The sequence below is a fragment of the Streptomyces sp. NPDC002640 genome (assembly GCF_053592575.1).
The window spans coordinates 62,908-75,562 of sequence record NZ_JBSFVZ010000021.1 but is presented as its reverse complement, the minus strand read 5'-3'; the positions used below and the strand labels follow the sequence as shown (position 1 = coordinate 75,562).

General features: G+C 72.7%; 11 protein-coding genes. 8 read left to right on the top strand and 3 right to left on the bottom strand.

The features are described from left to right. The first annotated feature begins 65 nt into the window (after positions 1-65). The 4 genes from ACWD3O_RS25275 to ACWD3O_RS25260 all read left to right on the top strand — a co-directional run bounded on the left by ACWD3O_RS25275 (position 66) and on the right by ACWD3O_RS25260 (position 4,554). Entirely contained in the window at positions 66-1,910 is a 1,845-nt protein-coding gene (locus ACWD3O_RS25275; RefSeq protein WP_451417455.1) for a tetratricopeptide repeat protein, read from the top strand. 186 nt (positions 1,911-2,096) lie between these two features. Beyond that, positions 2,097-2,684 (top strand): DinB family protein, encoded by a 588-nt coding sequence (locus ACWD3O_RS25270; protein ID WP_451417454.1) that lies wholly within the window; start codon positions 2,097-2,099, stop codon positions 2,682-2,684. 8 nt (positions 2,685-2,692) lie between these two features. Continuing rightward, a complete protein-coding gene (locus tag ACWD3O_RS25265; protein WP_451417453.1) occupies positions 2,693-3,604 on the top strand; it encodes an aminoglycoside phosphotransferase family protein in 912 nt (303 codons plus the stop codon). A 59-nt stretch (positions 3,605-3,663) separates the two neighbouring features. Then, positions 3,664-4,554, top strand: coding sequence for an NAD-dependent protein deacetylase (locus tag ACWD3O_RS25260; protein WP_451417452.1), 891 nt, complete (start codon positions 3,664-3,666; stop codon positions 4,552-4,554). 187 nt (positions 4,555-4,741) lie between these two features. Here the strand turns inward: ACWD3O_RS25260 and ACWD3O_RS25255 are convergent, their stop codons facing one another. After that, positions 4,742-6,493 (bottom strand): glycoside hydrolase family 6 protein, encoded by a 1,752-nt coding sequence (locus ACWD3O_RS25255; protein ID WP_451417451.1) that lies wholly within the window; start codon positions 6,491-6,493, stop codon positions 4,742-4,744. 443 nt (positions 6,494-6,936) lie between these two features. Between ACWD3O_RS25255 and ACWD3O_RS25250 the strand changes: the two genes are divergently transcribed. The 4 genes from ACWD3O_RS25250 to ACWD3O_RS25235 all read left to right on the top strand — a co-directional run bounded on the left by ACWD3O_RS25250 (position 6,937) and on the right by ACWD3O_RS25235 (position 10,909). Continuing rightward, on the top strand, positions 6,937-8,082 hold the full coding sequence (locus ACWD3O_RS25250) for a GH12 family glycosyl hydrolase domain-containing protein (RefSeq protein WP_451417450.1): 1,146 nt from the start codon (positions 6,937-6,939) through the stop codon (positions 8,080-8,082). 148 nt (positions 8,083-8,230) lie between these two features. Further along, positions 8,231-8,569 (top strand): PadR family transcriptional regulator, encoded by a 339-nt coding sequence (locus ACWD3O_RS25245; protein ID WP_451412306.1) that lies wholly within the window; start codon positions 8,231-8,233, stop codon positions 8,567-8,569. Further along, entirely contained in the window at positions 8,566-9,393 is an 828-nt protein-coding gene (locus ACWD3O_RS25240; protein WP_451417449.1) for a hypothetical protein, read from the top strand. Before ACWD3O_RS25245 ends, ACWD3O_RS25240 begins: the two co-directional genes overlap by 4 nt. A 178-nt stretch (positions 9,394-9,571) precedes the next feature. Further along, on the top strand, positions 9,572-10,909 hold the full coding sequence (locus ACWD3O_RS25235) for a sugar porter family MFS transporter (RefSeq protein ID WP_451417448.1): 1,338 nt from the start codon (positions 9,572-9,574) through the stop codon (positions 10,907-10,909). Positions 10,910-10,991: 82 nt separating this feature from the next. Here the strand turns inward: ACWD3O_RS25235 and ACWD3O_RS25230 are convergent, their stop codons facing one another. Next, the gene (locus ACWD3O_RS25230) at positions 10,992-12,233 is read right to left on the bottom strand and encodes a glycosyltransferase (RefSeq protein ID WP_451412309.1); all 1,242 of its coding nucleotides are present in this window, start codon (positions 12,231-12,233) and stop codon (positions 10,992-10,994) included. After that, the gene (locus tag ACWD3O_RS25225; RefSeq protein ID WP_451417447.1) at positions 12,220-12,456 is read right to left on the bottom strand and encodes a hypothetical protein; all 237 of its coding nucleotides are present in this window, start codon (positions 12,454-12,456) and stop codon (positions 12,220-12,222) included. Before ACWD3O_RS25225 ends, ACWD3O_RS25230 begins: the two co-directional genes overlap by 14 nt. Between the last annotated feature and the right edge of the window lie 199 nt (positions 12,457-12,655).

Genomic DNA, 12,655 nt, shown 5'->3' with positions numbered 1-12,655 from the left:
GCCCCGGCGAAGGGTGCGGGATCGGTGGGCGGCGTCCCTGCCCGGGGATGGGGGGCACGGCTGTGGTGCGGGAGGACCGAAAGGCGAGCGGCCTCGCGGCGCGGCGCGAGCATGCGCAGGCGGTGGCGGCGGAGGGCGACCCTGCCCGGGCCGTGGAACTGATCGCGGCGATCGTCGACGACAGCCGCCGGATCCTCGGCCCCGACCACCCGGACACCCTCCTCGCCCGGCACTGCCACGCGGACCTCCTGGACGACGCCGGGGGCGCCCGCGAGGCGGCCGGCCTGCACGCCGCCGTCGCCGCCGACCGGGCCCGGGTACTGGGCGCCGGCCACCCCGACACTCTGCTCAGCCGGCACCTGCACGCCTACTGCACCGGCACGTCCGGGGCGGCCGAGGAGGCCCTGCGCCTCCACGCCGCGCTGGCCGCCGACCGCTCCCGGATCCTCGGGCCCGACCACCCGGACACCCTGTTCAGCCGCGGCGAGCACGGCTACTTCCTGGAGCTGACCGGCCGGGCGGCGGAGGCGGTGGCGGTCAACGCCGCGGTGGTGGCCGGGCGGACACGGGTGCTCGGGCCCGACCATCCGGACACGCTGATCAGCCGGCAGAACCACGCGTCCAGCGTCGGGGAGGCGGGAGACCCGGCGGAGGCCGTGCGCCTGTACCGCCCGCTCGTGCGGGACCGCACCCGGGTCCTGGGGCCCGACCACCCGGACACGCTGCTGAGCCGCCACAACCACGCGGACTTCCTGGACGACGCCGGAGGCACCCGCGAGGCCGCCGGCCTGCACGCCGCCGTCGCCGCCGACCGCGCCCGCGTGCTCGGGCCCGACCACCCCGACACACTCCTCAGCCGGCACCTGCACGCCTACTGCGCCGGTGAGTCCGGCGACACGGATGGCGCCCGGCGTCTCCACGCGGCCCTCGCCGCCGACCGCGCCCGGTTCCTGGTCCCGGACCACCCGCACACGCTGCTGAGCAGGCATGCCCACGCGCTGGCCGTCGGCCTGGCCGGGGACCGGGAGGAGGCCGTGCGGCTGCTCGCCCAGGTGGTGGAGGACCGGACCCGGGTGCTGGGACCGGACGACCCGGACACGCTGCTGAGCCGCCACGAGCACGCCTTCCAGGTGGCCCGGACCGGTGACGAGGACCACGCGGCCCTGCTGTTCGCCTTCGTCGCGCAGGACCGCGCGCGTGTCCTGGGCCCCGACCATCCGCACACCCTGCTCACCCGGGGCGAGCACGCGAACTGCGTCGGCGATGCGGGCAGTGCGTGGTCGGGCGCGGAGCTGCACGCCGCGGTGGCCGAGGACCGTGCCCGCGTGCTGGGGCCCGACCATCCGGACACCCTGGAGAGCCGCCACCTCCACGCCTCCTTCCTGAGCGACACGTGGCGGACCGGGGAGGCGGTGCGCCTGTACGAGGCCGTGGTGGCGGACCGTACGCGCGTGCTGGGACCCGACCACCCGGGCACGCTGGTGAGCCGGCACAACCACGCCTACGCGGTGGGCAGGAACCATGCGTACGACCACGCCGCCCTGCTGTTCGCCTTCGTCGTGCAGGACCGCTCCCGGGTGCTCGGGGAGGAACATCCGCACACCCTCGTCAGCCGCAGCGAGCACGCGCGTTGGCTCGGGCGGACCGGGCGGCACGTCAGTGCGGCGGAGCTGCACGCCGGAGTGGTCGAGGCCCGCACCAGGGTGCTCGGCGCCGACCACCCCGACACCCTCGTCAGCCGGCACCTGCACGCCACGGCCGTCGGGGACATCGGGGACCTGGAGGAGGCCCTGCGGCTGCTGGCCGCGCTGGTGGTCGACCGTGCCTGGGTGCTCGGCCCGGACCATCCCGACACCGGGCTCAGCCGGTTGGCGCACGAGCGGTACGCGGCACGGCTCGCGACGTGGTGACGGCGACGGTCCCGGGCGGCCCGCGGGTTCGCATGAGCGGCCACGGGTTCGCGTAAGCGGCCCACGGGTTCGCGTAAGTCGGGTGACCGGGTCACGGTCTGCTCCTAGGCTGATCCCGTGCCCGCGCCGAGGCCCCCGCTTTCGCGGCCTCGACGTCGGGACGGGCCGACGAGCGGGAGGTGGGGATTGGGCGCCGAATCGGCGTGCGGCGAGTGCGGCTTCGTCTACGACCTGGACATGGCCTCCGCGGTGCCCTCACTGGCCGAGGCCCACGCGGAGGAGTTCGCGGACCTGCTCGCGGGCGACCCGGTGACCCTGCGGACGCGCTCCGCCCCCGAGGTGTGGTCGCCGCTGGAGTACGCGTGTCACGTCCGCGACGTGCTGCTGGTCCAGCGGGAACGGGTGCTCGCCGCGCGGCGCGCCGACACGCCGTTCGCCGAACCGATGGGACGCGACGAGCGGGTCGAGCACGACGGTTACGCCCGGCAGCGGCCCTCCGACGTGGCGCACCAGGTCCGGACCGCGGCACAGCTGTTCGGCAACGTACTGGACCTCCTCTCCCCCGACGACTGGGAGCGCACACTCGTGTACACCTACCCCCGGCGCGCGGAACGCTCGCTGAGCTGGGTCGCCGTGCACACCCTGCACGAGCTGCGGCACCACCTCCTCGACGTGCGCCGTCAGCTGCGGGCGGGCGTCCCCGACGCCCCCACCGCCCCCACCGGCACCGGCACCGGCCCCGACACCGGCCTCCACGGGCCCTCCGGGCGGTGAGCGGGGCGGTGAGCAGTGCGGTGAGCGGGGCGGCGGTGGTGGACGCGGCGGCCAGGGACCGGCTGGTGGTGCGGTTCGGGCCCGAGGTGGTCGCCTGGTGCGACGCGCTGCCCGGTCTGGTCGGCGAGCTCGCGGGCCGGTGGCGGCTGCGGGTGCTCGACGCCCGGGGCGGCGGCACCTCGCGGGTCTTCCGTTGCCGCCGGCGTGACGACGACCGCACGGTGTGGCTGAAGGTCACGCCGGACGCGGCTGTCGCCGCGGAGGAGGCGGAAGCCCTGGCGCTGTGGGCGGACACCCCGGCCGTGGTGGACCTGCTCGGTCAGGACCTCGAACTCGGAGCGCTGCTGCTGGAGGACGCCGGACCGGGGCGGTCGGCGGTGGAGTGCGGCCTGCGGATGCCGGAGGTGGCGGCTCTCCTCCGGGATCTTCGGCGGCACGCCCCGCGGCCCACGGGGTCCTCGGCGCTGCGTCCGCTGGCGGACCGGATCGGTTTCCTCTGCGGCCTCGCGGAGCGCAGGCTGGCGGCGAGCGCCCGGCGGGGGTTCGATCGGGCACTGCTCTCCGCCGCCCGGGAGCGGGCCGTGGAGCTGTGCCGCGGCGGTCCGGTGGGGCTCGTGCACGGTGATCTCCACGCGGGCAACGTGCTGGTCGGGGCGGACGGTCGCGTGGTGGCGATCGACCCGCGGCCCACCTGGGGCGACCCCGACTTCGACACCGTGGACTGGCTGCTGGCCGGCGTCGCGGACCTTTCCTCGCTGGAGCGGAGGATCGGCGAGCTGGTGTCGCTGCTGCCCGGCCGCTCCCCCGAGCGGCTGCTGGCGTGGTGTCGTGCCCTGGCCGCGTTCGAGGCCGTCCCCGGGTTCTGCGCGGGGCGCGACGACGCGCGGACACGGTTCCTGCGGGCCCTGGCCGAGGACTGAGGCCGTGCCGCGGGCGGGGCGGGGTGGGGGCGGGCCGGGGGCTTCCGTACGCTGGCGGCATGCGCATGCGTCCCACCTTGAGCTGGACCCCGCCGGAAGATCTGCCCCCGGGCACGACGGATCCGGGGCCGGTGGCCGACGCGTTGCGCGCCGGCGGGGTGCTGGTGCTCAGCGGGGCCGGCATCTCCACGGAGTCGGGGATCCCCGACTACCGCGGCGAGGGCGGGAGCCTCAGCCGGCACACCCCGATGACCTACCAGGACTTCGTCGCCGACGCCCGCGCCCGGCGGCGGTACTGGGCGCGGAGCCATCTCGGCTGGCGGACGTTCGGCCGCGCGCACCCCAACGCGGGGCACCGCGCCGTGGCGGAGTTCGAGGCGCGGGGCCGTCTCACCGGCGTGATCACCCAGAACGTCGACGGGCTGCACCAGGCTGCGGGCAGCGAGGACGTCGTGGAGCTGCACGGCAGCCTGGCCCGCGTCGTGTGCCTCACGTGCGGGACGGTCAGCCCGCGCGCCGAGCTGGCCGAGCGGCTGGAGGCGGCGAACGTGGGCTTCGCGCCGGTGGCGTCCGGCCTGAACCCGGACGGCGACGCCGACCTCACCGACGAGCAGGTCGGCGACTTCCGGGTGGTGCCCTGCACCGTCTGCGGCGGCGTCCTCAAACCGGACGTGGTGTTCTTCGGGGAGAACGTGCCGCCGGGGCGGGTCGAGCACTGCCGCAGCCTGGTGCGGGAGGCGACCTCGCTGCTGGTGCTGGGCTCGTCGTTGACGGTGATGTCCGGTCTGCGGTTCGTCCGGCAGGCGGCCGACGCCGGGAAGCCGGTGGTGATCGTCAACCGGGACCCGACCCGGGGCGACCGGTACGCCCTCACCCGGGTGGCACTGCCGTTGGGGGCGACCCTGAGCACGGTGGCCGGACAGCTGGCGGCCGACGGGCGCCGCCCGTGACCGGCCGGTTCCTCCCCCTCAAGCCCTCCCCGAGCCGCGGAACCCCCCGGGGTTGACCTTCACCTTGGGTGAAGCCACAGCATCGGGAGGGCCGGGCGGAGGAGCCTGAGCCGTCGGGCCGGCAGCACGCGAAGGGCCGTCCGCCCCGCCGCGAGGCGGGACGGACGGCCCTGGTGCGTCGCCGGTGTCAGGACAGCGGCGGGTAGGCGTTGGCCATCAGCTGCTGGAACTGCGCCGAGAACCACTTGCCCGACAGGGGCGCGTTGGGCAGCGCCCCCGACATGCTGTTGCCGTTGCGCGCGTTGCCCGTGTAGGTCGGGTCGCACATGCGGTCGAAGCCCTTGCCCTCGTCGTTGTCGATCACCTGGCTGGCGCCGTCGGACTCACCCGGCGGCTTCATCCAGACGTAGGCGTCGATGCCCGGCTCGGGGTTGGCCTTCGGCCGCTCACCGAGACCGGCGCCGGACTGGTTGCACCAGTTGCCCAGGTGGATGCGCCGGTCGACGCGGCCGCCGTTGACGTAGGCGTCGACACCGGTCGTCGGGCCGGCCGCGGTGGGACGCGCGGAGCCGCCCCAGCCGTTGCGGGAGGTGTCGATCAGGAAGCCGATGCTGCTGGGGAAGCCGGACTGGATCAGCTTGTCCCGGAAGCCCTGGGCGAAGGAGAGCTCGTCCACGTACTGGTTCCAGTCGACCCACTTGGACTGGCGCACGGTCGTGCCGTTCACCGAGTCGGTGACCTTGAAGTACGGCTCCTTCAGGGCGCTGTAGTTCGCCGTGTTCACGATGAAGCCGTGCACGTCGGACAGCTGGGCGCCGTTGCTGGTGGCCGTGGTCTTGAACAGGTCGGCCGTCGGGCCGAGGTTGGTGTCCCAGCCCAGCCAGCCGTGGTGACCGGCGTCGATGTAGTTGTAGACGTTGGGGATGTCGCCGAAGACGTCCAGCGCGTAGCCGATGCCCTTGACGTAGTTCCCGTTGCTCTTCATCGTGTCGCAGGCGGGCACCGCGGTGTCACGGCCCGAGACGTTGGTGACGAGGTTGGGCAGCGAGTCCACCTCGATCGTCGTGACGATCCGCAGGGACGCGTACTTCGGGTCCTTGAAGATCGCGGCGATCGGGTCGATGTACTGCGTCTTGTACTTGTCGATCTCCGTGGCGCCGAGTTCGCCGTTGGAGGCCAGCGCGGCGCAGTCACGGCCGGGCAGGTTGTAGATCACGAACTGGATCACCAGTTCGCCGGAGCCCTTCTGCTCCAGGGCCTTGTCCAGGTGGGCGCGGGCGCCCATCGCACCGTTGGCGCCGTTGATGGCGGCGATCCGGTCCAGCCAGACACCGGTCGGCTGGTTCGCGATCCTGGAGCCGCCGGGCTCGGCGGCGGCCTTGGCGGACCAGTCCGGGTTCACGTACACCTTGGCGCCCGTGTACGGGTTGTCCGCCTTGGTGCCCGGCGGGTTGGTGGTGGGCGGCGGCGACGTGGGCGGCGGGGTGGTGGGGGGCGGGGTGGTCGGCGGGGTGCCTCCGCCGTCGACGTCGCAGGCCACGCCGTCGAGGGTGAAGGCGCCGGGCGCCGCGTTGGTGCCGCTGAAGGTGGCGTTGAAGCCGAAGCTCACGGACGCCCCGGTGTTCAGCTGGCCGTTGTACGACTCGTTGGCCGCGGTGACGGCGGTGCCGCTCTGGGCGACCTTGGCGTTCCAGCCCTGGCTGACCTTCTGGTTGCCGGCCCAGTTCCAGCCGAGCTTCCAGGAGGACTTGGCCGACGAGTTGTTGGTGAGGGTCACGTTGGCGGTGAATCCGCCGCTCCACGAGGACTGCACCTGGTACTTCACGGTGCAGGCCGCGGCGGCGGCGCCCACGGTCGAGGGCTGCATGGCGGTCGCCACTCCCGCGGCCCCCGCGACCATCGCGAAGGCGGAGAGTAAGGCTGTTCTGGTACGGCGCATCGTGTGCGGGTCTCCTTGTCCGTGCGGTTCGACTCCGCCCGGCATCCGGGAGTACGCCGCGTCACGCCGTCGAGCGGCAACACGGGACGTTCGCATGGAGCGACTCCTGGCGGGCCGGACACGTACAGGCGGACGTGTCGACTGAAAAAGGAATCGCTCCCACTGGTACGGAGGACGGTAGCGGTCAACTCCTGTACGCGTACAGATGTGTGACAGCCATTTTGCCCGCCGGTCACCGCCACGTGTCTTCGAATCTTTTCGAACCTCCCCACACCTTGACCACTCCGGGCGTCACCCACACCATGGGAGCGCTCCCACTGGTGCACCACCCCCACACGGCCCCCGCTCGGGCCGCCGCACCCCCCACCCAAGGAGTGATGCGCGACCGACTCCGAAACGCCCTGTCCCATCCCCCACGAGCACGTTTCGATGAAGGGACCCGCATGTCCGCCCTGTTGTCCAGGCTTCGCGCCCTGCATCCCGCACTGGCCGCGTTAGTCCTGACAATCGCCTCGCTGACCTCGGTCGGCCTGGCGACGACGTCGGCCCAGGCCGACACCCTGATATGCGACCAGTACGGCTCCACCACGATCCAGGGCCGCTATGTCGTGCAGAACAACCGCTGGGGCACCAGCGAGCAGCAGTGCATCAACGTCACCGACACCGGCTTCCAGCTGACGACCGCCAACGGCTCCGTCCCCACGAACGGCGCCCCGAAGTCGTACCCGTCGGTCTTCAACGGCTGCCATTACACGAACTGTTCACCGGGCACCAACCTGCCGAAGCAGATCAGCACGATCTCCACCGCGCCGAGCAGCATCTCGTACTCCTACGTCAGCAACGCGGTGTACAACGCCTCCTTCGACATCTGGCTGGATCCGTCGCCGAAGAAGGACGGCGTCAGCGCGACCGAGATCATGATCTGGCTGAACCGGGTCGGCCCGATCCAGCCGATCGGCTCGCAGACCGGGACCGCCACGGTCGCCGGCCGCACCTGGGAGGTCTGGACCGGCAACAACGGCGGCAACGACGTGATCTCCTTCGTGGCCCCGTCCGCGCTGAGCAGCATGAGCTTCGACGTCATGGACTTCGTGAACCAGACGATCTCCAAGGGCCTCGCCCAGCGGTCGTGGTACATCACCAGCATCCAGGCCGGTTTCGAACCATGGCAGAACGGCGCGGGTCTGGCCGTGAACTCGTTCTCCTCCACGGTCAACTCCGGTGACGGTTCCACCCCGCCGCCCACCACTCCCCCGCCGACCAACCCGTCCGGCTCCTGCAAGGTGACCAACACGGCCACCTCCTGGCCCGGCGGCTTCACCTCCAACATCACGGTGACCAACACCGGCTCGACGGCGGTCAACGGCTGGAGGGTGGGCTTCACCCTGCCGTCCGGGCAGTCCGTCACCAACGCCTGGAACGCCACGGTCTCGCCGAGGTCCGGCGCCGTGACGGCGACCAACACCTCGTCCAACGCGCAGATCGCACCGGGCGCCAGCCAGTCGTTCGGCTTCCAGGGCACGTACTCCGGGTCGTTCGCCAAGCCGACGGCGTACACCCTGAACGGCACGGCCTGCTCGGTGGGCTGACGGCCGGTCGCACACTCCTCCCCCTGACCGGGCCCCGTTCCGCGCCGCGTGCGTGGGGCGGGGCCCGGTCGCTCCCTGCCGCCACCCCGACTTTTCTATAGTCAGTTGAACTGACTATAGTTGGATCATGGCTGCACACAGGAGAACCATGCAGGAACCGACCCTGCTCATCCTCACCGCCCTCGCCGACGCCCCGCGGCACGGGTACGCGCTGGCCCGGGAGGTCGACGAGATCTCCGAGGGCAGGGTCCGCCTCCGGACCGGAACGCTGTACGGCGCCCTGGAGCGTCTGCAGGGTGACGGGCTGGTACGGGTCCACTCCGAGGAACAGGTCGAGGGCCGGCTGCGCCGCACCTACGCCCTGACCCCGGAGGGGCGGCGGACGCTGACCGAGGAGGTCCGGCGCCTCACCGCCACCGCGCGCGAGGCCACCCGCCGTCTGAACGCGACCACTCTTCCCACCGACCCGGCCGGAGCCCTCGCATGATCGACCACCGCCCCTTCCCCGGCCTGCTCGCCCTCTACCCCCGCCCCTACCGCGAGCGGTACGGCGAGGAGATCCTCGAGATGTACCGGGAGGCCACCGACGGCGCGGGCCCGGTCGCGCGCCGCCTGGAGCAGTTCGACGTCGCCGCGCACGCGCTGCGGGTCCGGACCCGCACCGGTGGCGGGCAGGTCTTCGGCCGCTTCGCCCTCACCGCCGCCCCGTACGCGCTGGCCTCGGCCGTCGCCATCGCCGCGACGGAGCTGACCCGCACGCTCTTCCAGGCCACGGGAGGCGGCGGGGCGGGTGGCGTCGCGGCGGGGGCGATACCGGTGTTCCTCCTGGTCCTGGCTGTCGGTGTCCTGGCCGCGACGGGCCGCTGGCGGGCGGCGCGGGGGCTGAGCGTGCCGGCCCTGGCCCTGTCGGTCCTGGCCCGGTCGGTGCTGGAGGTACCGCCGTCCGCCTGGCTGATCCCGCTGCTCGCGGTCGTCCTGCTGATGCCGCCGGCCGCCACGCCCGCCCGCGCCGATCTGCGGGCGGCGGCGGCCTTCGCCTCCATGACCTGGATCGCCGCCGTGCTCGGCGGGCTGTCGGCGCCGGGCCTGGGAATGGTCGGGCTGCTGCTGCCGGCCCTGGCCGTCCTCGCCTTCCGCACCGCGGCCCCGGACGGCCGGCCCGCGCACGTCGTCGCCGTCCTCGCCGCCGGTGCCCCGTGGATCCTCCTGCCGACCGGCTCGCCGGTCGGACTCGCCCTGGTCCTCGGCTCGCTCGCCGTCGCCTGGGCGGTCGGGCGGACGGTGCGACCGCTGCGCCGGGCCGAGGCGTAGCGGCTTCCCGTCCACGGCGCCGCCTCCCGTGCGGGCGCCGGGGGCGGTCCGATGCCCGCGGGTGCGGGTGTGCCCGCGGGCATCGGACCGCCCGGCGGACCACGCGACGCCTGCGCGTCCTTGGGCCGAACGGACGCTTCTCGTGTTCATGTCCCGGCGCGGTGGCACCACTCACAGGGTGAGCGCTGACGACTCCCCCGGGGACGGAACATCGGACGGCGGACCGGACACCGGCCGCGCACGGGCAGGCGTCCCCCGCCGGGTATGGTTCCTGGCGGGGCTGACCGCCGCTCTGACCTGCGTGCTCTACGGCTACAGCAGCGGTGTCGTGGCCGGCGCCCAGCTCTACTACACGCCGCAGTTCGACCTCTCGACGGGTCAGCAGGGCTTCGCCGTCTCCTCCTTCCTGCTCGGCGCCGTCCTCAGCGCCCTCACCGCCGGACGGATCAGTGACCGGATCGGCCGCCGCCGCATGCTCCTGCTCGGCGGCCTGCTCTTCGGTGCCGGACTGCTCGCCTGCGCCCTCGCCCCCGGCTTCGGCCTGTTCCTGGCGGGGCGCATCGTGCAGGGGCTCGCGGCGGGCATCGCCTCCGCCCTCGTCCCCGTCTACCTGTCGGAGATCGCGGACGCCGGCAACCGCGGCCGCATGGGTCTGCTCAACCAGCTGGGCCTCACCCTGGGGCTGTTCCTGTCCTACGTCGTCGCGCTGGTTCTCTCCGGCTCGGGCGACTGGCGGTGGATGTTCGGCGCGGGGGCGGTGGGGGTCGCGGTCTTCCTGCTCCTGTCCCCCGCGCTGCGGGAGTCCCCCGCCTGGCGGCGGAAGCCGAAGGCCGGGGAGCGGCCCCGGACCGGCGGCGGTGACGAGCCCGCCGCCGCCCTGTCCGACCTCTTCACCCCCGCCGTCCGTCCGGCCCTGGTCATCGGTGTCGTGCTGTGCGCCCTGCAGCAGCTGTGCGGGATCAACGCGGTGCTGTACTTCGCCCCGACCGTCATCCGGACCACCGGCCTGTCGGCGTCGAACTCGATCCTCTACTCGGTCTTCATCGGCGCGCTCAACCTGGTCATGACCTTCGTGGCCGCCCATCTGATCGACCGGTGGGGCCGACGGCCGCTGCTCCTGCTCTCCGTCGGCGGCATGCTCGCCACGCTGGTCCCGTTGGGCGCCTGCTTCGTCTGGGACCTCTCCGGGCAGAGCGTGATCGCGCTGCTCTGCCTGCTCGGCTACGTCGCCTTCTTCGCGATCGGCGCGGGCCCGGTGATCCTGCTGCTGGTCTCCGAGTTGTTCCCGCCGAAGATGCGCGCGCGGGGGGCGAGCCTGTGCATCGCGGTGAACTGGATCTGCAACTTCCTGGTCAACCAGTTCTTCCTGAATCTGGTCCACGGCATCGGCGAGGGCCAGACGTTCTGGCTCTTCGGCGCGCTCTGCCTGCTCGGCCTGATCTTCGTCGCCCGCGCGGTCCCGGAAACGCGGGGCCGCACCGACACGGACATCGCACGGGCTCTGCGCGGGGCATAGGGGCTGAGCGTCGGGTCGTGCGAGGTGGCCGGTCGCTGTCCTTGAGCGCTACCAGTGGCCTGTCGGCCGGAGCCCGTACAAGTCAGCCGAGGGTGCCCGGGTCGCCGGGCTCGCGCTGGATGTCCCAGGTCACCTTGCGCCGGCGGGGGCCCCGGAGCAGGCCGACGCTCTCGCTGGTCAGGGCGGCCAGCGCGTTGATCGCCCAGTGGCACAGCGGGTACACCGGGCCCAGGAGATAGGCCCGGGTCAGGCCGGGGTCGCGGCCGATGACGATGAACGAGGCCACGGTGAGCTGGAGGGTGGAGATGAGGGCGATCGCCACGCCCCAGCTGAGCATCCACGACAGTTCGCCGGTGCTGCCGAAGACGGCCAGCCGGACGAGTTCGACGAGCGTGCTGCCCAGTAGGGCCAGCACCCAGACGAACGACAGCAGCGACTCCCAGGCGATCGGCCACAGGCCCACGCTGCGCACGCTGAAGACCTTGCGGCCGTGGGTGCGCAGCACCTCGCCCTGACCGCGCGCCCAGCGGGTCCGCTGCTTCCAGAGTGACCGCAGGGTGAGGGGGACCTCCATGCCGACGAGGGCGTTGGGTTCGAAACTGGTCCGGTATCCGGCTTCCAGCAGCCGCCAGGAGAGGTCGATGTCCTCGGTCGCCATCCGGGGGTCGTAGCCCCCGACCTCCAGGACCGCGTCGCGGCGGAAGAGTCCGAGGACGCCGGCGACCGTTCCGACGCGCCCGGCGAGCGCGTGCGTGCGGCGGATCAGGCCGATGAGCGAGGCCGCCTCCAGCACCTGCAGGGCGGAGAGCGCGTTGCGGCGGTTGGTGACGAACGGGCAGCCGGCGACGGCGGCGTACCGGGGGGACCGCGCGATGCGGGCGACCAGGTACTTGACGGCGTCGGGATGCAGGTGCGTGTCGGCGTCCGTCACCACGACGAGGTCGTGGCGGGCCGTGCGCATGCCGGTGTTGAGCCGGTCCGCCTTGCCGAGGTTGACGCCGTCGTCCAGCACCACCACGCGCGGATCACCGGCCGCGGCTTCCTCCGCCGCGGCCACCGTGCCGTCCTTGGAGCCGTCGTTGAGGACCAGCACCTCGAGCGCGGGGTAGTCCACCTCGCGCAGCGCTCGCACGCAGCGGGCGATCACCGCCTCCTCGTTGTACGCGGGCACGAGGACGGTGACGGCGGGCCAGCCGCCCTTCGGGACGCGGATGGTGCGCCGTTCGTCCAGAAGCCAGAAGAGGAGGCCCCCCGCGATCCAGAAGGCCCCGGTCACGACCGGGTAGAAGACGACGAAGTAGAAGAGCAGGTCACCAGGAGTCACGGCGCTCCTCGTGTCGCCTCAGCCAAACCCCGGACAGCAGGAAGACGCACGCGAGCACGAACGCCACCACGGTGACGAGGACGATGTCGCGCAGGAAGGGGCCGTGGTCGAGCTCGACCACCGCGAGCCAGACCGCCCCCGCCCAGAGCAGGGGGGCGACCACGCCCCGGACCAGCATCCGGCTCCGGGAGATGCGCTGGGTCGGTCGGAACCGGACGTCCAAGCGTTCGTCCTGCGGATCCACTGCCACCTCCGACGAGGGCTCTACCGGTGTCTGCGCATACCTTTCCTCGAACGTAATACAAACAGGCATTTCGCGCATAGCGTCATGAAAGCGACTCCGGATCCGGCGCGGACGGGACCGGCGCTGCCGTCGGTTCGACGGGAAATGCTTCGACCCTGTTGGAGACCGCCCCTTACGC

What these genes read in the sequence shown, in the direction of transcription:
- ACWD3O_RS25245 (WP_451412306.1), top strand. Translation starts at nt 8,231, where the DNA reads ATGCAGGAACCGACCCTGCTCATCCTCACCGCCCTCGCCGACGCCCCG.
- ACWD3O_RS25240 (WP_451417449.1), top strand. Translation starts at nt 8,566, where the DNA reads ATGATCGACCACCGCCCCTTCCCCGGCCTGCTCGCCCTCTACCCCCGC.
- ACWD3O_RS25255 (WP_451417451.1), bottom strand. Translation starts at nt 6,493, where the DNA reads ATGCGCCGTACCAGAACAGCCTTACTCTCCGCCTTCGCGATGGTCGCG.
- ACWD3O_RS25260 (WP_451417452.1), top strand. Translation starts at nt 3,664, where the DNA reads ATGCGCATGCGTCCCACCTTGAGCTGGACCCCGCCGGAAGATCTGCCC.
- ACWD3O_RS25250 (WP_451417450.1), top strand. Translation starts at nt 6,937, where the DNA reads ATGTCCGCCCTGTTGTCCAGGCTTCGCGCCCTGCATCCCGCACTGGCC.